At 55.3% G+C, this 26,182-nt stretch carries 39 protein-coding genes and 1 pseudogene; 15 read left to right on the plus strand and 25 right to left on the minus strand.

What is annotated here, in order from left to right:
• Window positions 1-22 precede the first annotated feature (22 nt).
• From HXY31_RS03320 to HXY31_RS03350, 7 genes are all read right to left on the minus strand, one after another.
• A complete protein-coding gene (locus HXY31_RS03320; RefSeq protein ID WP_292639630.1) occupies window positions 23-955 on the minus strand; it encodes a trypsin-like peptidase domain-containing protein in 933 nt (310 codons plus the stop codon).
• A gap of 52 nt (window positions 956-1,007) precedes the next feature.
• Entirely contained in the window at window positions 1,008-1,598 is a 591-nt protein-coding gene (locus tag HXY31_RS03325; protein ID WP_292639632.1) for an NAD(P)H-dependent oxidoreductase, read from the minus strand.
• Between the two features lie 73 nt (window positions 1,599-1,671).
• A complete protein-coding gene (locus HXY31_RS03330; RefSeq protein ID WP_292639635.1) occupies window positions 1,672-2,343 on the minus strand; it encodes a mechanosensitive ion channel in 672 nt (223 codons plus the stop codon).
• Window positions 2,344-2,412: 69 nt separating this feature from the next.
• Window positions 2,413-2,541, minus strand: coding sequence for a hypothetical protein (locus tag HXY31_RS03335; RefSeq protein ID WP_292639637.1), 129 nt, complete (start codon window positions 2,539-2,541; stop codon window positions 2,413-2,415).
• A gap of 1 nt (window position 2,542) precedes the next feature.
• Window positions 2,543-3,082, minus strand: a complete 540-nt coding sequence (locus HXY31_RS03340; protein WP_292639639.1) for a nicotinamide-nucleotide adenylyltransferase — start codon at window positions 3,080-3,082, stop codon at window positions 2,543-2,545.
• Window positions 3,079-4,731, minus strand: a complete 1,653-nt coding sequence (gene metG / locus HXY31_RS03345; RefSeq protein ID WP_292639641.1) for a methionine--tRNA ligase — start codon at window positions 4,729-4,731, stop codon at window positions 3,079-3,081. The genes HXY31_RS03340 and metG overlap by 4 nt, the downstream gene beginning before the upstream one ends.
• 67 nt (window positions 4,732-4,798) lie before the next feature.
• Window positions 4,799-5,272 carry a plastocyanin/azurin family copper-binding protein gene (locus HXY31_RS03350; protein ID WP_292639966.1) on the minus strand — a complete coding sequence of 158 codons (474 nt, stop codon included), beginning with the start codon at window positions 5,270-5,272 and terminating at the stop codon, window positions 4,799-4,801.
• A 269-nt stretch (window positions 5,273-5,541) separates the two neighbouring features.
• On the opposite strand from HXY31_RS03350, the gene HXY31_RS03355 reads away from it, so the two are divergent.
• Window positions 5,542-6,231 (plus strand): hypothetical protein, encoded by a 690-nt coding sequence (locus tag HXY31_RS03355; protein WP_292639643.1) that lies wholly within the window; start codon window positions 5,542-5,544, stop codon window positions 6,229-6,231.
• A 21-nt stretch (window positions 6,232-6,252) separates the two neighbouring features.
• On the opposite strand, the gene HXY31_RS03360 is transcribed toward HXY31_RS03355, so the two are convergent.
• Window positions 6,253-7,455 (minus strand): adenosylhomocysteinase, encoded by a 1,203-nt coding sequence (locus HXY31_RS03360; protein ID WP_292639645.1) that lies wholly within the window; start codon window positions 7,453-7,455, stop codon window positions 6,253-6,255.
• A 32-nt stretch (window positions 7,456-7,487) separates the two neighbouring features.
• Window positions 7,488-7,997: a hypothetical protein gene (locus HXY31_RS03365; protein ID WP_292639648.1), complete on the minus strand. Its 510-nt coding sequence runs from the start codon at window positions 7,995-7,997 to the stop codon at window positions 7,488-7,490.
• Between the two features lie 95 nt (window positions 7,998-8,092).
• Between HXY31_RS03365 and HXY31_RS03370 the strand changes: the two genes are divergently transcribed.
• The 4 genes and pseudogenes from HXY31_RS03370 (at window position 8,093) to HXY31_RS03385 (ending at window position 10,218) form a co-directional block, all read left to right on the plus strand.
• Complete coding sequence (locus HXY31_RS03370; RefSeq protein WP_292639650.1) at window positions 8,093-8,398, plus strand: Rieske 2Fe-2S domain-containing protein; 306 nt, start codon at window positions 8,093-8,095, stop codon at window positions 8,396-8,398.
• 35 nt (window positions 8,399-8,433) lie between these two features.
• A pseudogene (gene cysS, locus HXY31_RS03375) lies at window positions 8,434-9,345 on the plus strand (cysteine--tRNA ligase); the annotation flags it as partial.
• A gap of 126 nt (window positions 9,346-9,471) precedes the next feature.
• Window positions 9,472-9,813, plus strand: a complete 342-nt coding sequence (locus HXY31_RS03380) for a DALR domain-containing protein (protein ID WP_292639968.1) — start codon at window positions 9,472-9,474, stop codon at window positions 9,811-9,813.
• Window positions 9,814-9,891: 78 nt separating this feature from the next.
• Window positions 9,892-10,218 carry a hypothetical protein gene (locus HXY31_RS03385; RefSeq protein ID WP_292639653.1) on the plus strand — a complete coding sequence of 109 codons (327 nt, stop codon included), beginning with the start codon at window positions 9,892-9,894 and terminating at the stop codon, window positions 10,216-10,218.
• Here the strand turns inward: HXY31_RS03385 and HXY31_RS03390 are convergent.
• Genes HXY31_RS03390 through HXY31_RS03405 form a run of 4 tightly spaced genes read right to left on the minus strand, consistent with a single transcriptional unit; the run spans window position 10,215 to window position 13,311 of the window.
• Window positions 10,215-10,406, minus strand: coding sequence for a hypothetical protein (locus HXY31_RS03390; RefSeq protein ID WP_292639655.1), 192 nt, complete (start codon window positions 10,404-10,406; stop codon window positions 10,215-10,217). The genes HXY31_RS03385 and HXY31_RS03390 overlap by 4 nt on opposite strands.
• Complete coding sequence (locus HXY31_RS03395) at window positions 10,403-11,665, minus strand: MBL fold metallo-hydrolase RNA specificity domain-containing protein (RefSeq protein WP_292639658.1); 1,263 nt, start codon at window positions 11,663-11,665, stop codon at window positions 10,403-10,405. The genes HXY31_RS03390 and HXY31_RS03395 overlap by 4 nt, the downstream gene beginning before the upstream one ends.
• Window positions 11,666-11,707: 42 nt before the next feature.
• Window positions 11,708-12,508: a hypothetical protein gene (locus HXY31_RS03400; RefSeq protein WP_292639661.1), complete on the minus strand. Its 801-nt coding sequence runs from the start codon at window positions 12,506-12,508 to the stop codon at window positions 11,708-11,710.
• The gene (locus tag HXY31_RS03405) at window positions 12,508-13,311 is read right to left on the minus strand and encodes a hypothetical protein (RefSeq protein ID WP_292639664.1); all 804 of its coding nucleotides are present in this window, start codon (window positions 13,309-13,311) and stop codon (window positions 12,508-12,510) included. The genes HXY31_RS03400 and HXY31_RS03405 overlap by 1 nt, the downstream gene beginning before the upstream one ends.
• A 121-nt stretch (window positions 13,312-13,432) precedes the next feature.
• Here HXY31_RS03405 and HXY31_RS03410 point away from each other — a divergent pair, with 121 nt between their 5' ends.
• Both HXY31_RS03410 and HXY31_RS03415 read left to right on the plus strand, forming a co-directional pair.
• Window positions 13,433-13,654: a hypothetical protein gene (locus HXY31_RS03410; RefSeq protein ID WP_292639666.1), complete on the plus strand. Its 222-nt coding sequence runs from the start codon at window positions 13,433-13,435 to the stop codon at window positions 13,652-13,654.
• Between the two features lie 134 nt (window positions 13,655-13,788).
• On the plus strand, window positions 13,789-14,082 hold the full coding sequence (locus HXY31_RS03415) for a 4Fe-4S binding protein (protein WP_075055255.1): 294 nt from the start codon (window positions 13,789-13,791) through the stop codon (window positions 14,080-14,082).
• A 173-nt stretch (window positions 14,083-14,255) separates the two neighbouring features.
• Here the strand turns inward: HXY31_RS03415 and HXY31_RS03420 are convergent, their stop codons facing one another.
• Genes HXY31_RS03420 through HXY31_RS03435 form a run of 4 tightly spaced genes read right to left on the minus strand, consistent with a single transcriptional unit; the run spans window position 14,256 to window position 17,381 of the window.
• Window positions 14,256-14,864, minus strand: a complete 609-nt coding sequence (locus HXY31_RS03420; protein ID WP_292639677.1) for an endonuclease V — start codon at window positions 14,862-14,864, stop codon at window positions 14,256-14,258.
• Window positions 14,851-16,371, minus strand: a complete 1,521-nt coding sequence (tgtA, locus tag HXY31_RS03425) for a tRNA guanosine(15) transglycosylase TgtA (protein WP_292639680.1) — start codon at window positions 16,369-16,371, stop codon at window positions 14,851-14,853. The genes HXY31_RS03420 and tgtA overlap by 14 nt, the downstream gene beginning before the upstream one ends.
• A complete protein-coding gene (locus HXY31_RS03430; RefSeq protein ID WP_292639681.1) occupies window positions 16,371-16,784 on the minus strand; it encodes an Lsm family RNA-binding protein in 414 nt (137 codons plus the stop codon). The genes tgtA and HXY31_RS03430 overlap by 1 nt, the downstream gene beginning before the upstream one ends.
• Before the next feature lie 42 nt (window positions 16,785-16,826).
• Window positions 16,827-17,381, minus strand: a complete 555-nt coding sequence (locus HXY31_RS03435) for an adenylate kinase family protein (RefSeq protein ID WP_292639971.1) — start codon at window positions 17,379-17,381, stop codon at window positions 16,827-16,829.
• Window positions 17,382-17,442: 61 nt separating this feature from the next.
• Between HXY31_RS03435 and HXY31_RS03440 the strand changes: the two genes are divergently transcribed.
• The gene (locus HXY31_RS03440) at window positions 17,443-17,571 is read left to right on the plus strand and encodes a hypothetical protein (protein ID WP_292639683.1); all 129 of its coding nucleotides are present in this window, start codon (window positions 17,443-17,445) and stop codon (window positions 17,569-17,571) included.
• Here the strand turns inward: HXY31_RS03440 and HXY31_RS03445 are convergent.
• The 4 genes from HXY31_RS03445 to HXY31_RS03460 form a co-directional block, all read right to left on the minus strand.
• The gene (locus tag HXY31_RS03445; protein ID WP_292639686.1) at window positions 17,568-17,984 is read right to left on the minus strand and encodes a zinc ribbon domain-containing protein; all 417 of its coding nucleotides are present in this window, start codon (window positions 17,982-17,984) and stop codon (window positions 17,568-17,570) included. The two genes, HXY31_RS03440 and HXY31_RS03445, sit on opposite strands and share 4 nt — an antisense overlap.
• 29 nt (window positions 17,985-18,013) lie before the next feature.
• On the minus strand, window positions 18,014-18,505 hold the full coding sequence (locus HXY31_RS03450; protein ID WP_292639687.1) for a hypothetical protein: 492 nt from the start codon (window positions 18,503-18,505) through the stop codon (window positions 18,014-18,016).
• Between the two features lie 38 nt (window positions 18,506-18,543).
• Window positions 18,544-19,890, minus strand: a complete 1,347-nt coding sequence (locus HXY31_RS03455) for a DEAD/DEAH box helicase (protein WP_292639689.1) — start codon at window positions 19,888-19,890, stop codon at window positions 18,544-18,546.
• A 174-nt stretch (window positions 19,891-20,064) separates the two neighbouring features.
• Entirely contained in the window at window positions 20,065-20,430 is a 366-nt protein-coding gene (locus HXY31_RS03460) for a hypothetical protein (protein ID WP_292639692.1), read from the minus strand.
• 278 nt (window positions 20,431-20,708) lie between these two features.
• Here HXY31_RS03460 and HXY31_RS03465 point away from each other — a divergent pair, with 278 nt between their 5' ends.
• From HXY31_RS03465 to HXY31_RS03485, 5 genes are all read left to right on the plus strand, one after another.
• On the plus strand, window positions 20,709-21,152 hold the full coding sequence (locus tag HXY31_RS03465) for a hypothetical protein (protein ID WP_292639695.1): 444 nt from the start codon (window positions 20,709-20,711) through the stop codon (window positions 21,150-21,152).
• A complete protein-coding gene (locus HXY31_RS03470) occupies window positions 21,149-21,460 on the plus strand; it encodes a winged helix-turn-helix domain-containing protein (protein ID WP_292639697.1) in 312 nt (103 codons plus the stop codon). The genes HXY31_RS03465 and HXY31_RS03470 overlap by 4 nt, the downstream gene beginning before the upstream one ends.
• Window positions 21,461-21,500: 40 nt before the next feature.
• Entirely contained in the window at window positions 21,501-21,797 is a 297-nt protein-coding gene (locus HXY31_RS03475; RefSeq protein WP_292639699.1) for a hypothetical protein, read from the plus strand.
• 65 nt (window positions 21,798-21,862) lie between these two features.
• The gene (locus HXY31_RS03480) at window positions 21,863-22,624 is read left to right on the plus strand and encodes a cytochrome c biogenesis protein CcdA (RefSeq protein WP_292639701.1); all 762 of its coding nucleotides are present in this window, start codon (window positions 21,863-21,865) and stop codon (window positions 22,622-22,624) included.
• Window positions 22,621-23,751: a thioredoxin family protein gene (locus HXY31_RS03485; protein WP_292639703.1), complete on the plus strand. Its 1,131-nt coding sequence runs from the start codon at window positions 22,621-22,623 to the stop codon at window positions 23,749-23,751. Before HXY31_RS03480 ends, HXY31_RS03485 begins: the two co-directional genes overlap by 4 nt.
• Here HXY31_RS03485 and HXY31_RS03490 read toward each other — a convergent pair.
• Window positions 23,738-23,986 carry a hypothetical protein gene (locus HXY31_RS03490; protein WP_292639705.1) on the minus strand — a complete coding sequence of 83 codons (249 nt, stop codon included), beginning with the start codon at window positions 23,984-23,986 and terminating at the stop codon, window positions 23,738-23,740. The two genes, HXY31_RS03485 and HXY31_RS03490, sit on opposite strands and share 14 nt — an antisense overlap.
• Before the next feature lie 40 nt (window positions 23,987-24,026).
• Window positions 24,027-24,356 (minus strand): hypothetical protein, encoded by a 330-nt coding sequence (locus HXY31_RS03495; RefSeq protein WP_292639707.1) that lies wholly within the window; start codon window positions 24,354-24,356, stop codon window positions 24,027-24,029.
• Between the two features lie 19 nt (window positions 24,357-24,375).
• Between HXY31_RS03495 and pyrI the strand changes: the two genes are divergently transcribed.
• Entirely contained in the window at window positions 24,376-24,837 is a 462-nt protein-coding gene (pyrI, locus tag HXY31_RS03500) for an aspartate carbamoyltransferase regulatory subunit (protein WP_292639709.1), read from the plus strand.
• On the opposite strand, the gene HXY31_RS03505 is transcribed toward pyrI, so the two are convergent.
• Window positions 24,795-25,082 (minus strand): hypothetical protein, encoded by a 288-nt coding sequence (locus tag HXY31_RS03505; RefSeq protein ID WP_292639711.1) that lies wholly within the window; start codon window positions 25,080-25,082, stop codon window positions 24,795-24,797. The genes pyrI and HXY31_RS03505 overlap by 43 nt on opposite strands.
• A 150-nt stretch (window positions 25,083-25,232) precedes the next feature.
• On the opposite strand from HXY31_RS03505, the gene HXY31_RS03510 reads away from it, so the two are divergent.
• A complete protein-coding gene (locus HXY31_RS03510) occupies window positions 25,233-25,901 on the plus strand; it encodes a dihydrofolate reductase family protein (protein WP_292639714.1) in 669 nt (222 codons plus the stop codon).
• A gap of 27 nt (window positions 25,902-25,928) precedes the next feature.
• Here HXY31_RS03510 and HXY31_RS03515 read toward each other — a convergent pair whose 3' ends face one another.
• The gene (locus tag HXY31_RS03515; RefSeq protein ID WP_292639716.1) at window positions 25,929-26,168 is read right to left on the minus strand and encodes a hypothetical protein; all 240 of its coding nucleotides are present in this window, start codon (window positions 26,166-26,168) and stop codon (window positions 25,929-25,931) included.
• Window positions 26,169-26,182 lie beyond the last annotated feature (14 nt).

Genomic DNA, 26,182 nt, shown 5'->3' on the forward strand with positions numbered 1-26,182 from the left:
AAATAAAATAAGTCCGGCTGGCTCAGGGGCGCTCGTCCACCTGGACCCCCACCTGGAACTGCCGCCCGTACCTGTTGACAGTCACAGTGACGGTGTCGTTCACCTTCTTTTTCTTGACTGCGCCTGCAATCTGCGACGGCTCCTCTATCCTCTCGCCATCAACCTGCTCTATCACGTCGCCCCTGCGCAAGCCCGCGTCGTCTGCCGGGCTGTACGGCTCCACTCCAGCTACAAGCGCACCCTCTGCACTTAGGCCGTAGTACCTCGCCACTTTAGGCGTCACCTTGACAGAAGCAATCCCGATCCAGGGCCTGCTCACCTTGCCGCGCTCGACCAGTTCCTTCAGGATCTCCTTTGCGGTGTTTACCGGCACTGCAAAGCCGATGCCCTGCGCGTACGGCATGTTGGCGGTGTTTATTGCGACAACCTCGCCCTTGGTGTTGACAAGGGGTCCGCCCGAGTTGCCCGGGTTTATGGCAGCATCTGTCTGTATCAGCTCAAGCACGCCGGTCCTGGTCTGTATGCTCCTGTCCAGTGAACTGACGATGCCTGCAGTGACTGCCGGCCCGCCTGTAAGCCCGAACGGGTTGCCTATTGCAATCACGATCTGCCCCGCCTTCAGCGCAGCAGAGTCGCCAAGCTGTGCCACCGGCAGCGGCGCGTCGGCCTCCACTTTTATCACCGCAAGGTCTGTCGTCTCGTCGCTTCCCACAACCCTGCCCCTCAGCACCCTACCGTCTGCCAATGTCACCTTCAATCTTTCTGCGTCGTCGATCACGTGGTTGTTTGTCAGTATGTGCCCGTCGCTGTCGATGATGACGCCAGAGCCCACGCCTTCCACCGGGAAGACCCGGAAAAGCTGGTCGTGCATCATGCGCACGCTTGCGATGTTCACTACGCTTCCGCTCACCTTTTCCACCGCGCTCACAAGCACGTTTTCATCCACCGGAATCATGGCGGTGTATACGGCAAAAGAGCTTAAATCGACCAGCTATCGAAAAACCGGGTCACGCCTGCCGGTAGCGCGCCGCAAACGTCTCCTCTTCTGCACCGGCAAGGTCCTGCGCAAACTGCGTCTTTATCATATTGCCGTAAACTACAAGGTCGCGGGCCATCGTCCTTATCCTCTTCTCGATGTGCTCGTTTGTCAGCCTGCCGTCGGTAAAGTCCTGCACGCCGCTTATCGACACCCCGTAAGGCAGGCTCCAGCCGTAGCACTGCCTGACAGCTGTTCGCATCTGATCCATTACAGTCAACCCCTTTTCGTGCGACGCAACGACGTAGCCGAACAGCTTGCCGGCAAACTCCTCGTAAAAGTGGTCGAGAAAGTTCTTCAGCAGGCCGGACATGGAGCCGTGGTAGTCAGGCGACGCAAGTATGAACGCGTCGGCCCACTCGACTTCTTTTGTGACTTTTTCAAGAGCAGGCGAGCTTGCGTTTGGCGCGTACATCGGCAAGTCCGCTTCCCTGAGCGCAAGCAGGCGCGTTTGCGCACCGCGCTTTTGCGCCTCTTCAAGCGCCATCCTTAGCACCTTGAGGCTGTACGAGTTCTCCCTCATGCTGCCGGCCACGCCGAGCACCTTCAGCTCTCCTGTCAATACGCATTTTCTACCGCAGGTTTCTATTTAAAACAGGCAGCAACCTGAGACTTGCCAAGTCAGCCACGGCTGACTAGCCGTCAACTTCGGCGTTTGCAAGCGGTATGGCGACCTTCTCTTCTTCTGCTTTCTGATCGGGCTTTGGCTTGGGCGCGGCATCCTGCATGATGGGCACGGCGCCGGCGGTTATCTGCCTGCTCTTTATCAAAAAGTCCCTGAGGATCTTGCTGCGCTCGTCGGCCATCTCGCTCGTCTTTACCTCAAACACTCCGTGGATGACCAGCCTGTCGTCCTTCTGGTACAGACCCACGTCGATGAGCCCGTGGCCGTTGCTTATGATGGCGTCCTTCATGCTCTCTACGAGGAGGAGCGAGTCGGGGTACGGCCTGGGTATGTACGACACGACCTCGTCGATTATCGTGTCGCCATAGACCATCACGGGGTTGTTTATGAGCATAAAGTTTGGCACCTTTATCAGCCGGCCGGTCCTGACAGACGGAAGGCGCTCGCCGTCTCCCACCTCCATCAGAGTCGTGCGCAAAAGCCCCATGTGCATGATGTCGCCCTTTGTCGTGATGCCTGCAGCAGTCATCTTGATCCTGCTTCCTTCCTTGATGTCCTTTGTCTTTCTTATCACGAAATAGGCGAGGACGTCTGCGATGTAGTCCTTGAACACGAAGGACACGCCCATGGAACTGAACAGCACACCCATCAGTGGGAGGTAGGTAATTATCTCCTCGGCCATCCAACGACGGTTCGCCGGATTCGGGTTAAGCCATTGACTTGAAAAGTTCTAACAATGTATGAAAAAGTCTTAGACTGTTATCCGCCTGCTGCATGAGATGCACTCTACTGTCACCTTTTCGCCGCTCCTGTCAACTATCCTGAACTTTTTAGAGCCGCAAGCGGGGCAGACGGGGCACGCCCTCAGGCCTCTTGCCATCTTACCACCTCGCAGGGTTGGTGTTGGACCTGGCAAGCATCTTTATCCTTTGCGCGCCGTCCACCTCCTCTATCACCTTTGCGACTGCGCGGGGCACGAGGTGCTTCCAGGGCCTGCCTGACGCGATGAGGCGGCGTATGCTGGTGCCGTTGTACTCTTTTTTCTTCTCAAACGCCGGCTTTTTCACGGCAAGCGACCTGTCAAGCGCGCCTGCGAGGTGCGCGACAAACTCGTTTCCGGAGTAGATGACGTCAAAGGGCGGAACCTGTGACCTGAGGTATCCGAGCCACCGGGCGTTGTTCTCGTCGTTGTGGTATGGCACGATGTAGCACCTTGACAGGTCGATTCCGTCGTCTGCAAGCGCGTTGTGGATCATGAGCACCCGCTCGCCGGCGGTGAACGGGTCCTTGTCGATAAAGTTGAACTGGGCGCTCCCCACCACTATTATCAGCTCGTCGCACTCGGAGAGCACCTGCCTTGCAAGCGCAAGGTGCCCGTTGTGGAACGGCTGGAACCTGCCAGCTACAAGCCCGCGCTTCATTTCCTACCCAGCTTTGCCTTCTGCTCCTCTATTTCCTTTGCCTCTAGCTTCTTGAAGAGTGGCTCCACCCTGCCAAGGGCGTGGCCTGCGAGTATGGCAAACTGGCCGGCAGAGTCCCAGCTTTGTTTATGCACGCTTCCCTGCAGGCCGAGCTGCGACCACATCTTTTCAGCAGAGAACGGTATGAAAGGCGCAAGCAGGATGGCAAGAGACCTTGCCGCGTTCACGGCGACGTAGAGCGTGGCTGCTGCAGTATCTTTCTCGCTCCAGGGCTTTTTCTTCTGGAAGTACTGGTTAAGCTGGTTGCTGAGCGCAAGGATCCTCCTGAGCGCCCTGTCGGTCTCGTTTGCAGACAAGAGCTCGCCTGTTTCCTTCACAGCTGCAGCGACCGCGTCTTTGATCTCGCTGTCGTCCTGCGCAAGCGTGCCTGCCTCCGGCACCCTGCCTGCAAACGACTTTTGCGTGAACGAGAGCGCCCTGTTGACAAAGTTGCCCACGTTTGCTATCAGCTCGTTGTTTATCTTTTCTGCAAAGGCGTCAAAGTCAAAGTTCAGGTCGTCCTGCGAGTACGTCACAATAGACGCCATGTAAAAGCGCAGATAGTCGGGGTTGAACACCGACACAAAATCCCGAAGCCCGATGTACCAGTTGCGGCTCTTTGATATCTTCTGGTTCTGCAGCATCAGGTGCCCGCGCGTGGGGATGTAGTCTGGAAGCTTGTACTCCCTGTTTATGCCCATCCTCATCGCCGGCAAGAACAGGTAATGATGATAAACGATGTCCTTGCCGATAAAGTGGTAGATGTCAGAGCCGTTCCAGAACTTTTTGCCGTCGCCGCCCTTTTCCTCTATCAGCTTCGCAGCGGTCGATATGTAGCACAGGTGGTTGTCAAACCAGCCGTAGAACACCTTGCCCTTTGCCTCGTCGAGCGGTATAGGCACGCCCCACGAGAGGTCGCGGGTGATGTCCCAGTCCTGTAGCCCCTCGTTTATCCAGTTGATAACATAGTTCTTGACATCTGTCTGCAGCCTGGCGTTTTCTGAAAGCCACTTTTTCAGCTCCTGCGAAAAGTTGGAGAGCTTGAAGAAATAGTGCGTGCTCTGCTTTTTCACCGGCGGCCTGCCGCAGATGGCGCACTTGGGCTCCAGTATCTCGTCAGGCACCCTGCCGCATTTTTCGCACAGGTCGGAATACTGGTTGTCGGCGCCGCAAAATGGACATTTACCGACGACGTAGCGGTCTGGCAAGAACTTGTCGTCAAACTCGCAGTAGAACTGCACGACGTCGTGCTCGTAGATGTGGTCGTTCTGCTTGAGCTTTTTGAACACGTCCTGCACGAACTTTACGTTTTCAGGAGAGCTCGTGCGGTAGAAAAGGTCAAACGAGATGCCGGCTGCCGCAAAGTCTTCTGCGTCGCGCCTGTTCCAGTGCGCGACATAGTCCTCGGGCTTTTTGCCCTCCTTTTCGGCCTTTATCAGAATCGGCGTCCCAAAGTCGTCGCTTGCGCAGATATGATATGCTTCAACGCCCTTGAGGCGCAGAAAGCGCGTGAAAATGTCTGCCGGCAGGTAGGTCGAGGCTATGTGCCCCAGGTGTATCTCGCCGTTTGCATAGGGGAGGGCGCTTGTAATTATCGCACTTGCCGGCATCGGCTTTCCAAGCCGCGCACCAGATTTTAAGGTATCACCCGGCAGCGACCCAGACAAGGCGAGACGCTTATGCGAAATTTTCCACTATTGTTACCTTGCCTGTCATCCAGGGATGCGGCTCGCAGTGGTAGAGATACTCGCCTGTTTGCGTAAAGACAAACTCGTAGGTTCCGCCATGACCTATCAGACCGATCGTGTCAAGGGAGTCAAATTTGCCGTTTATGGGGTCGACGTAGCCAGTGTCGGTAGTCACGCTATGAAAGGTTGTATCTTCGTTCACCCACACTATCATGTTGTCTACACCGAGCATTCCCCTGACCTGCTTGGGCACAAAATTCCGTTCCTGAGTTTCGATGTACGAACCTTCCACAATGGTGACTTTCACGGATTCCGGGGGATTGAGGACCTCTGCCGGAACCGCCGGCCTTCTGTTTGCCTCAGGCAGGTAAAAGTACTGGTAATAGACAAGGCTGATAGCCACAGCAACAACGAAGGCGACTATTGTGATGCCGGCAGTGTTCTTTAGCTGCGGAATATACATCACGCTGTAATGGGAGTAGACGATATTTATCGACGCTGAATGCACTGCATTGCAGAGAATTCCTTCCGCTTATCAGAGCATTCGCCGAATGCACCACAATGGCAATTAATTCAAAACGCGCAGCTAGCATCGTGCAACGAAAAGGCGCTGCGACGCTGGTTGTCGCAGCGATGGTATTTGCCGGGCTGGCATACGCCTATCCGGCGCAAAAGGCATTTGCCCACAATTTTTCGCAAACTGAAACAACCGAGTTTTTGGCAGCAACAGAAATGACCAAGGCCTACCTTGACCTTGCGAGGACCAACCTTACAGACCGCGAGATGGCCAAGATGTACGCAGAAAAGGCGACGACGTTTCTTGACACGTGGATGAGCGAGATAAAGGAAAGGAACGAAAGGGTTGGAACAGACCTTTCCGCGTCGCTCAGCCAGCTTCCAGTCTCTATAGAGGAAAGGCAGTCGGCAGCGCAGATAAGGGAGCAGGTCCATGACATCAGGGACCTGATAGCCGAGGCCGTGAGCGTAAGGATAGACAGGGCCGAGCTTGCAAGCAGCGCAACCTGGTCGCTTGTGATGGCAAAGGTCCTCAGCGAATCATTATTGCAGTACCAGGTTTCGCAGGGAGTCGAGGAAGGGCTGGCCTACGAGCTTGCGTACGGCATAAAGAAAATGAGCGAGATGGGCAACATGACCTCTACGATGGAGCCGGGCGCCATGAAGATGGCGCAGTACAATGCAGCCAAAGCGCTTGCCTCAAAGGCCTTTTACATCTCCACCAAGATAAAGAAGTCCGACGCGACCGACCCTGCGCTTGTGGACACGGCCAAGATGTCTCTGAGGCAGGTAAAGATCGGCATAGAGGACAAGATGCCGTGGATGCAGGTGATAACGACGATGCACCAGAAGGTGCACGAGAACCTGAGGATGGGCTTTAACCTGCAGATGAAAATGCAGATGTAAGGTTAGACCGGCAGGGGACGCTTAACCTTGCTGGTACCTCTTTTGTTTTGCAGTCAGCCTGTCGATGTCCACGCCCATCGCTTCAAGCGCCAGGCGCGCGATCCCGTCGTCGATGCTCTCAGGAACAGGGTATACTTTTTTCTCCATCTTTTTGTGGTTCTTTGCGACGTGCAGGATGGAGGCAAGCTGGTTTGCAAACGACATCGCCATTACTTCCGGCGGGTGGCCTTCTGCCGCGACAAGGTTGACTACCCTTCCCTTTGATAGCAAATACAGCTTTTTGTCATTAATGTCAAAGCGCTCGACATCTTGCTTGATCTCTGCAGGCCTAAAGTTTCGATAGAGGTAGGCCACGTCTATCTCAACGTCAAAGTGGCCCGTGTTTGCCAGGACCGCGCCGTCCTTCATCGCTTCAAAATGCTCCTTTCTTACGACGTCTGTCTGCCCCGTGCACGTGATAAAGAGATCGCCGTGTTTTGCGGCATGCGCAAGCGGCATCACGGAAAACCCGTCCATCCTAGCTTCAAGCGCTTTTACAGGGTCGACCTCTGTCACCGTGACGGCAGCGCCCATGCCGCGGGCCCTTGCAGCCACGCCCTTGCCAACCCAGCCGTATCCACATACTACGACATTAGAGCCGGCGATGAGCATCCCCGTCGCCCTGAGTATGCCATCGAGAGTGCTCTGCCCCGTGCCGTAGCGGTTGTCAAAGAGGTACTTTGTGCGCGCGTTGTTCACGGCAATGACGGGGTAGCACAGCTTTTTTGATCTCTCAAGCGCAGACAGTCTCTTGACGCCTGACGTTGTCTCTTCCGTCCCGCCGATTATGCCCCTGATTTTTGCAGCGTGCGCGGCGTAGTGTAGGTCACCGCCGTCGTCGGTGATTATGTCGGGCGCAAACGCAAGCACGTCGCGTATGCACTTTTTGTACTCTGCCTGCGTCTCGTTACGCCACGCATAGACGGAGACGCCCTCGCTTCGCAAAAACGCCGCAATGTCTTCCTGCGCAGAAAGCGGGTTTGCAGAGCACAGCGCCGCCTCTGCGCCCAGGCGCTTTGCGGCCATCACAAGCACCGATGTCTCTTTGGTGACGTGAAGGCAAAAGCCGGCCCGCAGGCCTTCAAGCGGATTTTTGTCCTTTGCCACCTTGTCGACAATAGACATCATCCTGCGCGCCCACTCGTACCTCTTTTTACCAGTATCTGCAAGCGAGCTGTCTGGCATTGCACTGGAATGGACAAGAGCGCGTATAAGGCTTACTGGCTCTCGAATTCTGAGAACCGGGACTTGCCCCGCCTCATGACTGCAAAGAGCCCGAGGATGATAGCAATCCACACCGCGCTGATCGCCATGTTGGTCGTGCTGACGTACATGTAGGGTATGGCGTCTACAATGTCCTTCTGCATCGCGACAAGCGTCACGTGTATGTCACTCATGCCGGCGCTGTAGGCGCTGCTGTGGGGCTCAAGCGACGCTATCGAGTTTGCCCTTGAAAGGATGCGGTCAAGCTCCAGCTGGATGAGCCCAAAGTCGGTCCTTGCCGTCGGGAACGCCCACACGGGGTTGCCGCTCTTTGGAAGGTCGGCCTTTGCCGCGCGGATATACTCTGCAAGGTCGTACGGCGTCTGGGCAGAAGCCGCCCTTGCGAGGTTGCCAAGCGCCCTGTCTATCGGGTAGACAGTGTTCTGGTAGCCGTAATACGACAGGCCTGCGGCAAGCACGAAAAGCCCGATTATGCCTGCGGTGGCAAACTTGATCGCCGACATCCGCAATCAAGGCATCGGGCGCCGTATTTAGGTGTGGCGGAGTCTCTCTCCTGTTCCGATGGAATTTTATAACCAAAAATGATAGTGCATCTGAATTGGCACTGGTCAAGGTCGCCCGGCAGGGGGAGATAACCGAAAACTCGGGCAAGGAGGTAAACGTCAACGGGACGAGAATAGCGCTTTTTTACGCAGGCGGGAAATACTACGCCATGGAGGCGCTCTGCCGCCACCAGGACAAGCCAATTGCCCCGGGCAAGGTCGACGGCGAGGTGGTCGAGTGTCCCTGGCACTCGTGGCACTACAACATACGCACCGGCGAGCTTCTCGACTACCTTTCGGGTGTCAAGATGACCACCTACAGGGTCGACGTCAAGGGCGGCGACATCTATGTCGACGTGTAAAAGGGTAAATAGAGCCATTTTCGGTTGAAAGTAAAGTGAAGCTGTACAACACCCTGACCCGCACACTTGAAGAGGTCTCGCCCCGCGACGGCACAGTCGGGATGTACGTCTGCGGCGTGACTGTCTACGACAGCTCGCACATAGGCCACGCCCGCACGGTCATCGTCTTTGATGTCCTCAGGAGGTATTTGATGTCAAAGGGCTACAGGGTAAAGTTTGTCCAGAACTTTACCGATGTCGACGACAAGATAATCAACCGCGCAAAAGCGGAAGGCAAGACAGCGGAGGAGATTTCAAGGAAATACATCGACGCGTATTTCCGCGACTTTGCCGGCCTGAACGTGCTGGCAGCAGACGTGCACCCAAAGGCCACCGAGCACATCAAGGAAATGATAGACCTCATCAAGGGGCTCGTGGACAAGGGGCATGCCTACCTTACTCTCAACGGCGTTTATTTCAGGGTCAGGTCGTTTCCCGGCTACGGCAAGCTATCAAAAAAACCGGTCGAGGAGCTAGAGGCCGGCGCAAGGGTTGAAGTAGACGCGTCAAAGGAGGACCCGATGGACTTTGCGCTCTGGAAGTTTTCAAGCGAGCCTCCTTTCTGGGACAGCCCGTGGGGGAAGGGGCGCCCCGGCTGGCACATCGAGTGCTCGGCGATGGCGCTAAAGTACCTCGGAAACGGCTTTGAGATACACGGCGGAGGCCACGACCTTGTTTTCCCGCACCACGAAAACTAGATAGCCCAGTCGGAGGCTTTTACCGGCAGGCCGTTTGCCAGGGTCTGGATGCACTCGGGCATGGTGACTATAAACTCACAAAAGATGAGCAAGTCGCTTGGCAACATTGTCACGATTGAAAAGGCGCTCTCTGACTGGGGCATGAACACGCTGAGGCTCTATTGTCTTTCGGTCCACTATGCAAAGCCGCTTGACTATACTGCCGACCTCCTGAAAGAGTCGGCGCAGCGATGGCGGCAGATAGAGACGTGCGCGTACGAGCTTCGCGCCGCTGCAGAGCAGCTTGGCGAAGCTGCCATGGCGCCGGCAGACGAGCTGCAAGATTTTGAATCGGCGATGGACGACGACATGAACACGTCGCTTGCGCTCACCGCGTTCTTGAAATTCGTGACGAGGATAAACCAGCTTGCAGCGTCTGACAGGCTGACCGCAGGGGTCGCCCGGGCGTCGCTCCCGGCGTTTGAAAAAATGATGGGCATCCTGGGGCTGAAGGTGGTGGAAGCCGGCGAGCAGGAGCGAAAGGAGATTGAGGCGCTAGTTGCAGAGCGCAACCGGTTGCGGGCGGATAAAAAGTTCAGGGAGGCCGACGACATACGCAAAACGCTGGTGCAGCGCTCGGTGGAACTGATGGACCACAAAGGCAGGACGGTCTGGAAGAAGGTAGAAAGGCCCGAGTAGCATGTTTTAACCTCTTTGTGCATTTCGATACACTTGCCTGTTAATGTCGGATAAGGCCGACACAATTGAGTATAGGCAATGAAGATTATCGACGGCAAGCGTACAGGCTCGGTCACTTTTGACGAGGACGGGATGCTCATAGGCGAGCTGGCCGGCGACGTCATTGTCAATTCCGGCTACCTCGAGCTGAAGGGCAGGGTGCTTGGAAACCTGCTTGTCAGGGGCGGCTCGTGCAGGCTCACCGGCATCGTGAGGGGCAACGTGGTCAACGAAAAGGGCGACCTGGAAGTGTTCGGCACGGTGCACGGCAAGGTGATAACGAAAACAGGATACACCTACATCAACCCGGAAAGCAAGATAGGCGGCGTAGAGAACGCGCCGCTGAAGAAGGAAATGAGCACCTAGCCAGACTTTATCTTTTCAAGGTCCTTCTGCAGCGACTCTATCGTCTTTGGGATCTCTTCCTTTGCGCAAGGCAGACACATCTGTTGGAGCGACAAGGGATATGCAAAGTATTTTTCATTGAGCGCAATGTCGCGCTTGCACTTTGTGCACTTCTTCATCTTGTACGGGTCGGTGTTTTTCACTATCACACTTCTACGACCTCGCCCTGCTCTGGCGCGTGCGCGTCGTAGCCGTACTTTTCCCTTATCTCTGCCGCAAACTTTTCGCACGACGGCCCGTCTCCGTGGACGCACAGCACCTTGGGGTTGCCCTTCACGCGGTCCAGGATCTCGAAAAGCTCGCTTCGGCTGTTGTGGCCTGAGAACTCGAAGCGCTTGACGTCGGCGTAGCACTTGTGCATCTTGCCGTCAAAGTTGGCGACGCGCTTGTCAAGGAGCATCCTTCCCGGCGTGCCCTCGCCCTGGTAAGACACGAGCGCTATGCCGTTCTTCTCGTTGTTCATTATCGCCTGCGTGTAAAATATCGCGGAACCTCCGACGAGCATGCCTGCCGGCGAAATGATGACGCACGGCTCGGTTGCCACCTTCTTGCGCCTGCTCCAGCCGGTTATCCACTCTGCGCCGCCTATTGCGCGCTTGAACATCTCGGGGTCGCGAAGGTATGCAGGATGACGGCCCATTATCTCGTTTGCCTTGAGAGCCATGCCGTCCATGACCACCTTGTGCTTGAAATCGTAGGCCTCAAGCACGCAGGCTATCTCCTGGGCGCGCTCTACCGAAAACGACGGTATGAACATCGTGCCGCCGCGCCCTATCACTTCGTAGCAGAATTCCACGAGCTCCTTTTCGGACTGCTCGCGCGGCGTCTGCTCTGCCTGCGAGTAGGTGCTCTCTATTATCATCATGTCTATGGGACCAAAGTCCAAATCGGCCGGGCGCAAAAGTTTCGAGCCGCGGGTGTTGATGTCGCCGGTGTAGAACAGCTTTTTCCCTTCGTGCTCCACGATGACAGTCGAGCCACCGACCACGTGGCCCGACTCGTGCAGAGTCACTTTCACGTCCTTGACCATGTACGGCTCCCTGTACTGGAGTTTCTTGGAGCTCTTGAGCATGGTCATGACGTCGATGTATTCAAACGGCAGGTAGAACCCTGACAGCTTTATCATGTCCTCTATGAGGAGTTCTGACAGCTCAAACGTCGGAAGAGTCGCAAGCGCAGGGATGTCAGCCGAGCCCGAGAGGTAGAGCGACGGCACAAAGCCTGAATGATCGAGGTGCGCGTGCGTTATCACCACTGCGTCGACCTCCTTTGGCTTGACGTGCATCGGGAAAACAGGCTCGCGCCTGAGTAGCACGCCGTAATCCATCAGTATGTTCGTTCCATTGCAGCTTGCGAGAAAAGCAGAGCGGCCGACCTCTTTTGCGGCCCCCATAACCTTAACTTTCAATTTTTACAGCTGCGATTTCCATTCAAGGCGCTTTAAAGCTTGCTAATCGAAACTGACCTGCCACAGCGGCTCGGGCACCGCAGGGTTTTCCAGCTTTTGCATGTACCCAAACCCGCACTCGTCAAGCACCACCTCAAAGTCATAGCGGTCATCCGGGTCTTCACGCGCTATATGCGCCTTGAGCGCCTCTCTCACCCTGCCGGCGACACGCGGCCGAGCGTACACGTACCACAGGTTGTGCGCGCCGCGCATTTTCGCAAGCTCAGCCCGCTTTTGCTCGCCCATCTTTGTGTAATGCCTGTTCATTATCTCGATGTTGACGTCCTCCCAGGAAGGCGTGCGCCAGCGCGCCACGCGCTCAAAGCCGTGGCCGTCAAACTCGGCGGCAAGGCTTATGCCCTGGTCTAAAGTAGTGATGATGACGTCGGTGTTCTTTGCGACTGGGTCGCGGTAGTCCTGACCCGGCTCCATCCAGCCCACGAAAATGACGTCATAGCGTTTGCTGATCCAGTGCGCGTCGGATACTGCGATATAGCCGGGCTTTTCGATGCCAAGGCCGTAAAAGATGCCGGCGTCCTTTTCCATGCCTTCGGCGTCAGGCAGGAATTCTCTGACGCGCTTTAGAAAGTCGCCGTAGCCGCAACCAACGTCGAGGTAGCTTGGGTTTTCGCCGACGGCTCTGGCGATGGCGACGGTGCGCCTGACGTCTATCCTGCGGTATGAAAAATACGTGCCGCAAAAGAACGGAAAGCTGTACCTCTCGTGGTGGGGCGACGCCGCGTGCGCCCTGTACTGCTCTAGAGACTTTCTTGCGTTGCGGAGATCCTGGGTGAAAAACGGCACTAAAAGATCACTTCCCAGAGCTTTTTCGCGGTGGTGAGCGTGGACAGCTCCTCCATGTACCCAAACCCACACTCGTCCAGAACAGACTCAAAGTCGTACCTTTCTTTTGCGTTTTCAGTTGCAAGATGCGTTTCCAGCCCGGACGCGACGCGCCCTGCTATTTCGGGCCTTGCATAGACGTACCAGAAATTGTGCGCGCCGCGCAGCTTTGCAAGCTGCTCTTTTTTCTCGGCAGCAAGCGAGGGCGTGTAGTATCTGTTCATGAGCTCCGCGTTGACGTCTATCCACGAGGGCGTGCGCCACCAGGCTATCTGTTCAAACCCAAACTCGTCGTACTCGCAGCCGCCGTTTATCCCGCACTGGCCGCCGGCGTCAAAAGTCGTTATGACGCACTTTGCAGCTTTTGCGACGTGGCGGCGAAAGTCTGTGCCGGGCTCCATCCACCCTACAAACGCCACGTCGACTGCCGGGCACTGCTCTGCTCCGGCGACTTGTACATAGTCCGGCTTTTTTCCAAACTCGAATATGCCGCCTTCTTTTTCAATCCCTGTTGCCTGCGGCAAAAACTCGCGCACTCTGGCAAGGAAGTCGCCCAGGCCACAGCCGACGTCGACATAGCTTGGGTTCTCGTTCACTGACTTTGCAAGAGCCGCGACGCGCCTCACGTCGACCTTTCGGTATGCAAAATACGACCCGGCAAAGAACGGAAAGATGTAACGCGAATGGTGGGCCGGCGGATTTTTGCCCAGAAAATCCTGGTACGCAGAAAAAGCCTGCCTTAGATCGCCAAGCTTGAAGGGCACACCATGCACACCATGCGCTCCCTATTTTTGCTTGGCGCGCAGCAAACGTCGATTTCCACTACATAACACCGTTTAAAGAAACCCAAAACGCTTATTAAGTTGCTACCGTAAAACGTCCAGTATGGTTAGGAAATTCGACGACTGGTGGAAGACGGTTCCAGCTGACTTGAAAACAAAGGCTCGCAAGGGCGACGAGGCAAACAAGCCACTGCTCAACCAGGTTAACTATGTTCTTCTGCATCTTCACCTGGCCGGCAAGCACGATGCAAAGCCGACCCACGAAGAGCTCAAGGACTGGCTGCACAGTGGTCAGGTCGACGTCCTGAGAACTGGCGGCAAGTAAACTATTTTCTCTTTTTCCTTTCTTTTTGATTTTCAAATTTCCAACGTTGTTTGACGATAGTTATAACACTGTTTTGAGAAAGCCACAGGGTTTAAATAGTTTCGAGCAGTGTTCATCGCTTAGTGATTTAACAGATGCCAATTGCTATACTTCCAGACGTCGATGAGCAAAGATGCATCGGTTGCGCACTCTGTGTAGAAATCTGCACCGCTCTAGGTCCAGACGTACTCAGGGTCAAGCCGGTGGAAGGATGGAAGAGGGGTAAGGCATTCGTGTTCTATCCAGAAAGATGCATCTCCGACGGAGCATGCGTCGGTGTGTGCCCAACACACGCTATCTTCTGGATGAGGCCGATGGAATACACCCCAGGACAGCCAGTCCCGCTGCACAAGAACGGTGTGTTCAGCAAGGGCTGGGAAGAAGGCTAAGCGTCCCATCCACTCTTTCTCTTTTTCCTTTTTTCAAAACTTATCTAGTCGTTTGTCGATAATTATCGCAATGTGCGACTACATGTATTATGAAGTCCCGCGCAAGCACAGGGTAAGGAAGGCAGCCGAGCCGGAACCCGAACTCGAAAAGGCAGAAGAAAGACCGATAATCGTCAAAGCCTAGAATAGGCGTCTGCAAGCCTGAGCGGCTCTGGGAGCCACTCTCCCTTCTTTGTCAGGCCCTTTACTGCCGATACTGCAGATTCAAGCGATATCCTGTTACCCACACTCACGTACAGCTTTTTCCTGCCTTGTATGACATAACCTAGGACCTCACCGTCAATCTCAACGTTATCGCCTTTTACCGTGCCGCAGAGGAGGCTCTTTGCCACGCCGATTGCCGGCTTGTCAAGCGCGACTCCAAGGTAGCATGCAAGGCCACACCTGCGCGGGTGGAGCCGGCCGTGGCCGTCAACCAGCAACAGGTCATAGCGCTCTAGCTTTTTCAGCGTGCGTAGCGCGGGCCCAGCCTCGCGCAGCACAAAAAGGCCCGGGATGTACGGCTGCTTCACCGCGCTTTTTGTCATGGCGCGCTCTACTACGTTCAGCTGGCGGTCCACAACGACGGCCGCGCAGTGCGCTATTCCTTGGCGGTAGGAAACATCCACGCCGCAGAATAGCTCCATCTGTCCAAAGTCGTCGCTGGCGACAACCTTTTTCGCAAGCTCTGCCTGCTGCCTTTTTGCGGCCTCCGGTGTTGACGGTAGCCTAAAGCCTCTCAATGACGTGGTCTGAATAATCCTCGACGCGGGCCTTTAGCTTTGCTTCTGCTATTGCCTGCTTCATGAACGGGTCCGCGACTGCCACGATATCTGAAAATCCGTTATTTGCCACAAAACCTGTCAGCGATTCGACAAATGTTGGGTAATCCGCGACGTCCCTTTCCGCCCTCGCAGTCACGTTGTGCGACGCCGGAAAGACGTCGGATATCTCTGCCGGGATTATGCCGAGAAACGGGTTGTAGGTGGCAATCTGCGCGCCTGGAAATTTCTTTGCAATCTCTCTAAAACCCCGCGTGGAATAAAACGGGTGGATCTCGCCTTCCGGGAAAAGCACCAGGCTCTTTTTGCGAGAGGCAAACTCTGACACAAGCTTTCTGTATCTTCGCGCCTCCGGCCTGTGCTGGTCTATCGCGTCGAAAAAGAATATCGCCTTTTCCTTGAACGCAGGCGTCCCTTCTGCAAGATACCCAAACTCGTCGTTTGCAAAAAGCTGCACCGCTTCCATGAGCTTGGGGTGCGCGCGGGCCTTTTGCATCACGTATTCCCAGAGCCTGCCGTCCATTATCGCCTGCTTTGTGGCGTCGACCTCTGCCTTCAAGACGTGCAGGTTGTGCCTTGCTACTTCCACCATCCTGCGGTCCCTGTCAAGCGAGCGCAGTTCGCTGGCAGTGTAAGAGGCGCAGACCGCGCACTGGCACGGAAGGTACGCAAGCTCGCCAAGCCTCACCGTCCCGTTTGCGTGCATGTACCTGTCGTCCTTTGCGTACAGCATGTAAGACGCCGAGTCAAACGTGTCGCAGCCAAGGGCTATCGCAAGCGGAATCGTGAGCGGGTGGCCGGCGCCAAAGAGGTGCACAGGCTTTGCGGGTATCGCCTTTTTTGCGTGCGCTATCATCCTTGCAAGCGTGGCAAACTCGTACGCCTCCATCAATTCAACCGGACTGCCAAGTGCCATCATCTGAAAGCCCATGTCGTCAAGCGCCCTTGCGGAATGCTCCACCAGGTCAAAATGCTCTGCGCCCTGCACCGGCCCTATCCATATCGCGTCGGTCTTGCCCACAGTGCGCAGCGTGGTGTCGCAGTTGGCAAGCGTGGTCCCGACGTACTCCTTGGCAAGCTCGTACGGCAAGCCATAACCGGTGGGCTTGTCAAGCGGGATAGGAATGTCGCTTTTGATGTCTTTTTCAAACTGGGCCATGTCTGCAGGTTCCACTTCCACCGAGCCGTATTCCAGGACCTGGTATCCGCCAGAGTCTGTCATCACAGCGCCGTCAAATCCGATGATGTCGTGTATGCCCCTCTTTCTTGCCTCGTCGCCGTACTGCTTGAGCGTGATGTAGGCGTTTGTTATGACAAGGTCAAAGCCCATCTTTTTCAGGAACTGCGGGGCTATTGTCTGCTTCACAGGATGCACTACCGGCACGAAAGCCGGCGTCTCGACTGCGCCGTGGGGGGTCTCGAGCCTGCCTATCCGGGCCGCAAGATCCGTGTACCGGACCTCAAACACTACTTCTTTGTCTCCTTCATAAACTCGTCAAAGATGGCCCTGACCCTGTCTGCGGAAAGGCCCGTGCCTTCCTCTACGCCGGACTGCGTGACCTTTATCTTGTCCATCACGATGATGGCGCCGACATCCTCGCGGATCTTGACAAGGCCGGGGAACACGCGCGCAAGCCTGTCTGCTAGCGCCCTAAAGTCAAACGGCTTTTCCATCAGGCGTATCTCTTTTACAAAGGCGCCGTTCAAGATGACCTTCAGGATGCCGTGGCCCTCCACGTTGTCCAGAACCACGTCCAGCTTGTCGTCAACACCGGCGAGTGTGCCGTTGTAAACCTTGTTATCGGATGTCTCTACCGCGACCTTCTTGCCCACGAATTGAAGCGTCTCTTCACCAAATCTTCTTGCTACAACTGCTGCCATGACAATCTCATTCGCTTGGTTGTATATATACGAATTTTTGTTTCAGTAGTCAAAGAACCGCTGGACTTCTTCTTCCGATATGACAGCAAGCCAGTCCACTGCGCCGGCGCGCCGGGGCTTTTTCTTCTGCGCAGCCGCGATTATGTCGCCGGCTGTCTGCTCGGGCTCTTTTCCCGTCGTGTCAAACTCGGCCACCTTGCGCTTGCCAAACGCCTTTATCGAGTCGTAAAGCGAAATCCCGAGTATCTCTGCAGACACGTTCTCGTTCACCTTCTCCCTGATGTAGCCGCGCTCTTGAAGCGTGGCTTCAAGCCTCGCAGGCGAGCGCCTGAGCACTGCCACCATGTCAATCCCCGCAGGCTTGACTACGTAGGGCGCAAGGTGGCCCACCACCACGAAATTGCCCTTCTTTTTCAGGATGCTGGCAAGCAACCTGCCGAGCTTTTTCATGTCGACCTCAAGCCCCTTGGCGGTTTTGCTTGCAACAGCCTCGTTTTCAATGGCAAGCCTGTTGATGTCGACAATCTCTGCCTTCAATCGCTTCGCAACAAGCCTGGCGCTTGTGTGCTTGCCCGTGCCCGGGTTGCCCGTTATCACTATCTTCAACGCAGAACCTTCGGCTCACTGCTATTTCTCGCTATAGGTTTATCCGAAGCGCTTGCCAAGAAACGGCATGAAGACGTGCGAGTCGTGCGGCAGGGTCTTCTTTTACTCGCTCAACTTTCTGTTCTCAAAAACGGTTTGCAACGAGTGCTACCTCACGCTGAAGGAAAGGGAAGAGCGCTAGCCCTGCGAGCTTCCGCACTTTGTGCAAAACCGCGCGTTTGCCTTCAGCTTCTGGCCGCAGTTCACGCAGAACCTTGCCTCCGGCTCCAAAGTCTCCCTGTCAAGTGGCGTCAGCCTGGGGGGTGACAGCGGCGCCGGCGGCGCCGACGAGACTCCGCCGTACATTTCAGTCACGGCGCCGGTGGGCCGAAACGTGTCGTCGGTGTCCGGCACAAATTCTGCATCCTTCTTGGCGCCTTTTTCCTGCACGTAGGTCATCAGCCGCGGCATAAGGTCTTTTCCGCCGGGCGCGCTGACCTGGTCGCCGAGCCACAGCGCGAATTTCCGGAGCGTCATCTCTGGCGTCGAGAACGTTAGCGAGTGAGTCGACATGTAGTCGTCAGTTGCCGCCCTGCCGTTGAACACCTTGGCCATGACAACCGGTTACAAAAAGTCGGTATTAATCATTGCGAGCGTCCGCACTTGCTGCAGAACTTGGCCTGCGCCGGTATCGAAGCGCCGCATATTATGCAGTTCTTTGTCGATTTTTTCGGAAGCTCGATGTCCACCGGCTTGAACGTGGGCTCGACCTGGGGCGACGGGAGAGTATAGCCGGCAGAAGGCCCGGCAGTTCCACCTGCGCCCACAAACCCGCCTATGCCAAAGCCGGCCTGCTGTGGCGGGCCGGTCGCGACGCCGCCTGTCGGGTTCTTTATCGAGCTTCCCTTTGCAAGCGCGTCCTTTATCTCGAAGATGACTCTTATGGCAAGAAAGTTCATGGCCGACGTCGCGACGAGGTAGTCGCCTATCTTGGCAAAGTACTCCTTCTCGTTCATCTTGCCCTGCTTGTAAAGCGTGGTGGCGTCAAGGAACGCCTCGTACATGCTCTGCGTGTCGTCTGAGAGCTGCTTCAGCTTTTCAGACAGCCCGCCAAGCGTGTCGACGCCAAAAGACATGACAAAAAAGGGTTGTGCGGGACTTATAACGATTCCCGCTAGTAGTAGTGGCCGCGGTTTCCGCCATAGCCGCCCCTTCTGTGGCCGCCATACCCTCCGCGCCTGTCGCCGCCTCTGTTTCCGCCATAGCCGCGGTTTCCTCCGTATCCGCCGCCATACCCTCCACTCCTGCCGCCATACCCGCGGTTGCCGCCGTACCCGCCGCCATAGGACCTGCGGTACCCGCCGACAGTTGCGATGCGTGGCTGGGCCGCCGGGACTGCGATTCCAAGCTCGTCGTTGAGCCTGCGTATTGGAAGCGTGGTCTTTTCGAGTATCCGCTCAAAGTCGGCAATCCTTTCTGCCGAGACAAGCGATATCGCCTTTCCTGCAGCTCCGGCCCTTGCGGTCCTGCCTATCCTGTGGAAATACACATCAGGCTCGTCTGGGACGTCGTAGTTGATGACGTTGCCGACTGCCGGCACGTCGATTCCCCTCGCCGCGATGTCCGTTGCGACGAGTATGTCCTCGGTCCCCTTGCGGAACTTGAACATGGCGTTGTCGCGCTGGCGCTGCGTCAGGTCGCCGTGGATGGCGATTGCGGAAAAGTTGTCGCGCCTTAGCTGGTACGCTATCCTGTCTGCCCGCGATTTTGTTGCGGCAAACACTATAGTCTGCGCCTTGGCGTCCTTGTTCTGCCTGATAAAGTTGCACAGGTGCTTGAACTTTTCCCGCTCCTCCACCACCAGGTACGACTGGTCTATGGTCTCGAGCGTGACTTCCTCCTCGTTGAGCCTGACGTGCTCTATCTCCTTCATGTACTCCTCTGCCAGCCTCAGTATCTCGGGCGGCATGGTTGCGGAGAACAGGCAGGTTTGCCTTACGTCGCTGACGTAGAACAGGATGAACTTGATGTCGTCTATAAAGCCCATGTCAAGCATCCTGTCTGCTTCATCCATGATGACGAACTTGACGTCGTCAAGTATTATCGAGCCCTGCTTGATGTGGTCGATGAGCCTGCCCGGCGTTGCGACTATTATCTGCACGCCGCGCCTTATCTTCTCCATCTGGATGTTTATGCTCTGTCCGCCGTAGATTGCTACGGTCCGTATCCCTGTGTACTTTGCCAACCGGCTGATCTCGTTTGCCACCTGCACCGCAAGTTCCCTTGTCGGCACAAGCACCAGCGCCTGGACGGGGCCCTCGTTGCTCACGCGGGCCAAAATGGGCAGTCCAAATGCTGCCGTCTTGCCGGTCCCTGTGTGCGCCTGCCCGATAACGTCCTTACCTTCCAATACAAGCGGGATAGCTGCTTCTTGGATTGGGAAAGGCGCTACATATCCATTCTCGCTGAGCGCCTTGGTTAATTCTGCGCTCAGACCCAATTCTTCAAACGTCTTTGTCATTTTTCTCACTTTTTCTGTTTTTTCTGCTACAAAAGTTCCGACGTCATCGTTACTGCCGTAAAACCTTTGTCTGTATTGGTGTAGATTTTACAAGGATATAAGGTTAGCTAACGATGGTGCTGTAGCGTCGCCGTCGGGTGTGCCCCTTCGACAAGGCTGTAACAAGTCGTCGGTTCATTTCTGGTGATGAATCCTTAGCTTCTTGATTTTCTTCTTCTTACCTGAAGCAGGCTGTTCAAAGTCAAAGTCGAGTACGAATTTTGCGTTGAACCCCTTCTTTATCCCAACAATGGCAGTAGTTGAATTTGGTGCGTTCTTCATTGTTGAAACCTTGACGGATCTCATGTCTGTCACAAAGCTGCTGTATTTGCAGAACACTTTGAGAAACGATTCGATCTCTGCATGCCCGCTTACAACTCCTGTAGAGCTGAATGGTTCGTAAACGGTTGCATCGTCATCGAACAGGTCGAGTAGATAGTCAACATCCATGTTAGAGAATTTCTTTATGCAGTCCAAAGTCCACGATTCCAGCTCTCCCATTCGTGTCTGGTGCTGTAGTGTGGATATTAAGAGGGGCGTATGCATTGTATTGCAGTGACATACGTTTCTTGCAACTATGAAAGCGCTCTTTTCTGATTGCTGGCATTTTGTATGACGGTTATCCACTTGTTTCGCCCTTCAATCTTAATCCCCGCACTTTCCGCAGGTGTCTTTCCGTCTAGCCCCTCATGCTCCCGCATGTAGTTGTGGTAAATCTGGTTAGGATGAGACGGGCTAGCGACCCGCTTATATGGAAGTTTTCCAGATAATTTTATCCGTTGGGCCTCTTTGATAGCCTGAACCTGAATAGGGAGGTATTCCCGTGCTTCTTCTGCTACAAGCCGATAGACCCAAAATACCACTATTCGATAAAGCTGATGAAAGAAGACGACGAGAACCTGAACATCTTTGGGGACAAGATAGAGACCTCGCCTGAGGGCATGAGGTTCATGCCGTACGAGAACAGCATACTTCCCAAAAAGATACTGAGGATTGACACCATGGAAAAGCGCGACGAGAACTTTGCAAGGATAGGCGTCCTTGAATTAAAGCACCACGAGGAATGCCTGGACTTTGGGGCGCTTTTCAAGAAATATCCCGAGTACGTCATAGTCGCCATGAACCTGCGGGCAGACGCCAAGGAGCTTGAGAAGAGAAAGAAGCAGGAAAAAAGAAGGCATAGCAAGTTTAAATTCTCTGCAAATGTGCTCAAGTGTGGATGACCGACCCCGACGCCAGGCGGCTGCTCTGGTTCCTTTTTGCCGGCTCGCGGGGCGGCGAGAACAGGATAAGGATAATCAACCTGCTCAAGGAACAGCCGTACAACACGAACCAGCTTGCTGAGGTGATGGGGCTTGACTACAAGGCCATCCAGCACCACATGAGCGTGCTTGAAAAGAACAACATGGTCACAAAGACGGGCGAAAAGTACGGCGTGCTCTACTTCATATCAAACTACCTCGAGCACAACATCGGGGCGTTTGAAGAGGTCAAGGCCGCAATCGAGAAAAAGACCAAAAAGCGGATCTAATCTGGAAAAAAGTAAATAAGACCAGCCGACCCCGCTTTCCATGTACATGGCGATGCTGATGGACGTCAGCGCGGCGGTAAGCCTGGTAAACATTGCGGTACTTGCAGTGCTCCTTGCGATGTACGGCCGGATTTACGCCAACACCAAGGCAGTGTTCACGCTTGGGCTGATGTTCTTTGCCGGCATGCTTGTACTCCACAACGTGATAGCCGTTTACGCATATTTTGCCATGGCGCCACTCTACGCAGAGCCGCTCCTGCCGTATTTTGTAGGCGTGCACATTGCCGAGCTTGCCGGGATAGGCGCGCTCCTCAAGGTCACAGTCAGGCCGCTCTAGGCTGAAAAATCTGGTGCAGATCTGGAAAAAAGTATAAGTGCAAAAATTGTCGAGCTGCCATTGAATTGGTAGAGACAAGCGTCCTGGTATCGGCGCTGGCAGGGGCCGGCTCGTTCTTTTCGCCCTGCATCCTTCCAATAGTGCCGGCGTTCGTGTCGTACCTGTCAGGCACCACGCTTTCGGAGGTACAGAACCAGGACAAGTCGGGGCAGGGCCAGGTGTCGGTCAAGCGCATGACCCGGCTCAGCATCTTTTTGAACACGGTGTATTTCGTGCTCGGGTTCTCGCTGGTCTTTGCCGTGCTCGGCGTGATATTCAATTCAGTGCTCGTCAACGTTGGCACGGGCTTTCAGGGGACGCTGCAGTGGATAGGCGGCATCGTCATCATTGTGTTCGGCGCCTACCTGATACTGTCTACAAAGTTCAGGCAGCTCAACTTTGAGCGGCGCATGACAAACCTCCCGAGGTTCAAGACCACGTACCTCACGTCGTTTGTGTTCGGCGCCGCGTTTGCCTCAGGCTGGACCCCGTGCGTCGGGCCGATACTTGGAAGCACGCTGACGCTTGCCGCTACGTCGCCCGGCGCGGCGTACAATTCGCTTCTTGCATACGCGCTCGGCCTCGGCGTGCCGTTTCTGATAACAGGCGCGTTCTTTTCACAGGCGACGGGGATAATACGCAAGATGGTCAGGCACCTGAAGTATTTCAACCCGATAATGGGCGCGGTGCTGATAATCCTCGGCGTGCTGGTGTTCACAAACCAGCTGTCCATAATCGGCAGCTTCCCGCTTACGGAGAACATCATCAACCTGGAGAGGGGGATATGAACACAGACAACCTGAGCGCGCTTGCGGTGGGAATAGGCGTGGTCGCGCTCATCGCCGGATTTGGCGTCTACTTCAACAACCCCGAGCTGAACAAGGCGTCGGGCAACCCCGGCGAGTTTGCCTCGACGGTGAGCGACGGCGGGCAGAGGGTACAGGTGGACAAGTCGCAGTTTCGCGCAGCGCCAGAGCTTGCCGGCATCAGCAACTACATCAACACCGGGCCGGTAGCGCTTGCAGACCTGAAGGGCAAGGTCGTGCTCGTAGACTTTTGGACCTACTCGTGCATCAACTGCATCCGCACGATACCCTACCTGAACGCCTGGTACGAGAAATACGCAGACGACGGGCTGGTCATTGTGGGCGTGCACACACCCGAGTTTGACTTTGAAAAGAACCCGGCAAACGTCCAGGCCGCAGTCGAAAAGTTTGGCATCAAGTATCCGGTGGTGCAGGACAACGACAGGGACACCTGGAGCGCTTATGAAAACCGCTACTGGCCCAGAAAATACCTTGTCGACGACGAGGGGTTCATACGCTTTGACCACATCGGCGAGGGAGAATACGAGGAGACCGAGAAGGTGATACAGGCGCTCTTGCAAGAGCGCGCCGCCAATATTGGCATGACGATAGACATCGACACGTCGACTGCAAACCCGGAGGACGCCCAGAGCGTCAACTTTGCGCAGATACGCACGCCCGAGCTGTACTTTGGCTACGCTTACGCCCGGGCGCCCCTTGGAAACGCCGACGGGTTCAGGCCCGGGCAGACGGTGACGTACACGCTTGCAGACGACGCAGAGATACTTGCAAACCGCATCTACCTGTCAGGCGACTGGGCCAACAACTCGGACCACATGGAGCTCAAGAGCCACGCCGGCAAGATCGTCCTCCAGTACTCCGCCAAGGCGGTCAACATCGTGGCAGGCGGTTCAGGCAAGGTGCAGGTTGCCGAGGACGGCAAGCCCCTGGCAGGCGGTGCAGGGAGGGACATTGCCGAGGACGGCTCGCTTGAGATAGACGGGCAGAGGCTATACAACCTTGTGTCGCACGAGAGGTACGGCCAGCACACGCTCACGATCGACGTCGCAGGCGAGGGCTTCCAGATCTACACCTTCACGTTCGGATAAGCTTGTCCCGCTCCACAAGCTTTTTCCTCTTCATGCAATTCCTGCCTATTTGCCAGTGAATGCCGTCCATTGCCATTGTATGGATGGAAATGGAAGAATCCAGCATACACTTTAAGTTCAGCTTGTGCTCATGATAAGCAAAAGGGGAGAGAATTGGAAGCTTCCCGAGCATCCCGTTCTCCCTCCGCGGCGTCGATCTTGTGTTGCCGGCGCCGCGACTCTCCCCTTTGAACAATTAATCTGGTTCTGTAATGTTCCGGTGACCTTTTGCTTAACTATTGCTTTCTGAATCCAAAATAGCAAGAATGGCACTGGTCCTTGCCGTATATCACGCCCGTCGCCCCGCACTTGCTGCACGTCCTGTCGTGGTCTATGGTAGAGTCCAGCGACTTTGTCTTTTGCAGGCACTTGGGGCATATCGGGGCCTCCAGGCTGTAGCTTGAGAGGAACCCTGCCCCGCACTGCGTGCATTTCAGGCTGTACATCTTGCCTTTTGGTTTCCAGCGATTGAACAGTCCCACTGCGCCTATCCTTGGCCGAACGGAATAATCAATCTTGCGCCACAATGTTACGTGTCTCTGCGCGTCGATATGCAGATATATCATCCGCCGCCAGAGCTTCTGCATGTCCGAGGCAAGCCAGCTCCTTGTGCGCAGGATAAAGGACGGCACGGTCATAGACCACATCGAGGCCGGAAAGGCGCTCTTTGTATTGCGGGCCCTTGCCATCACCGGCAGGGAAGGCACCGTCATCACCGTTGCACTGAACGTGCCTTCAAGCAAGCACGGCAAGAAGGACATCATAAAAGTGGAGAACCGCTACCTTGAGACCAGCGAGACCAACAAGCTGGCGCTCATCGCCCCGCGGGCCACCATCAACATAATCAAGGACTACAAGCTGGTCGAAAAGCGCAAGATACAGCTCCCGGATTCCATCGCCGGCATCTTCAAGTGCCCGAACCTGAAGTGCATCACAAACTCGGGCGAGGACATCAAGTCTGTCATCGACGTGATAGACAAGGAAAAGATGGTCCTGAAGTGCCGCTACTGCGCCCGCGCCATTTCTGTCGACGAGCTGGTGTTCTGAGGCCACTGCCTGCCAGAAAGCGAGCGTATCCTTATCCTGCCCTGCCTCTGCCAATTGCTTCTGCCCGGCTTTATCCTGTCTGCTGCAAAGTGAAACGCTATCAGCGGCCCGAACGCAGCGACTGTGACTGCCGCAAGCGTGTAGTTTTGCAGGTACAGCATGTAAAGCGTAATCCCGGCGCCTGTCATTATCTCTATCCAGGTACACGTGCAAAGTTGCATCGCAACGTGCTTCAGGCTTGGCATCAACTGGATTTTGCAGATCTGTTATTTGACCATTGTTCCAGATCCTTTCCAGAACCAGAGAAGTTGCCGTCCCCTTGGGAAGTAATGCCTTTTATGTCAATTACCATAGTTCAGACATGAACACAAGCTCGGCTTACAGGAGGAAATAAAATGAGAAAACTAGTCGTCCTGTCTTTCATATCGCTTGACGGCGTGATGCAGGCTCCCGGCGGGCGTGAAGAGGATCCCACCGGAGGGTTCAAGCACGAAGGCTGGGTTGCCGGATACTTTGATGATTTTCTTGGCAACGTGATGGTCAAGCAGCTGAGCAAGCCCTTTGACATGCTGCTTGGCAGAAAAACGTACGAGATATTTGCGGCGCACTGGCCGTACATAAATCCCAGCAAAGATCCATTTGCAGGCAAACTTAACGACGCCAAGAAATACGTGGCCTCAAGGACGCTCTCAAAGCTCGACTGGAACAATTCCGAGTTGATAAAAGGCGATGTCGCAGAGGGAATTAGAAGAATAAAGGAGCAGGACGGACCGGAAATACAGGTTCATGGCAGCGGCAACCTTATCCAGACGCTTTTGAAGCACGACCTTGTCGACGAGCTCTGGCTAAAGATATTCCCTGTCACTCTGGGTACCGGCAAGCGGTTGTTTGCGCAAGGCACGATTCCTGCAGGGTTCAAGCTACTTGGGAGCGAGATTTCACCAAACGGCATCATCGTCGCTTCTTACGCTCGCGCAGGCGAAGTCAAGACAGGGTTTTTCGGGCTTGAGACTCCAAGCGAGGCAGAACTTGCCCGCCGGAAAAAGCTCAAAGAAGAGGGCTAGACTGTTCCCGAAAGGGAGAGCGCAGGATCACGCGCCGCCCTTTGCCCTTGCAAAGCGCTTGGACAGCTTTATCCCAAAGCCCATCGAGACAAAGAACGCCACAAGCGACGAGCCGAGCGTTATGATGGTGTCGGTGTGGAGCACATAGTGCGCCACGACCGCGACGACCACTGCCGGGACTGCTATTATCACCGCAAGCAAGGTCGCGACCGCGTACATGCGGCCGATAAACTCCATCGGGTTCTTCTTGTCGTCGCCCTGAGACACAGCGGTGCAACGCC

Origin of the sequence: Nitrososphaera sp., from assembly GCF_013388945.1 — an archaeon.
In the GTDB taxonomy this organism is placed as follows: domain Archaea; phylum Thermoproteota; class Nitrososphaeria; order Nitrososphaerales; family Nitrososphaeraceae; genus Nitrososphaera.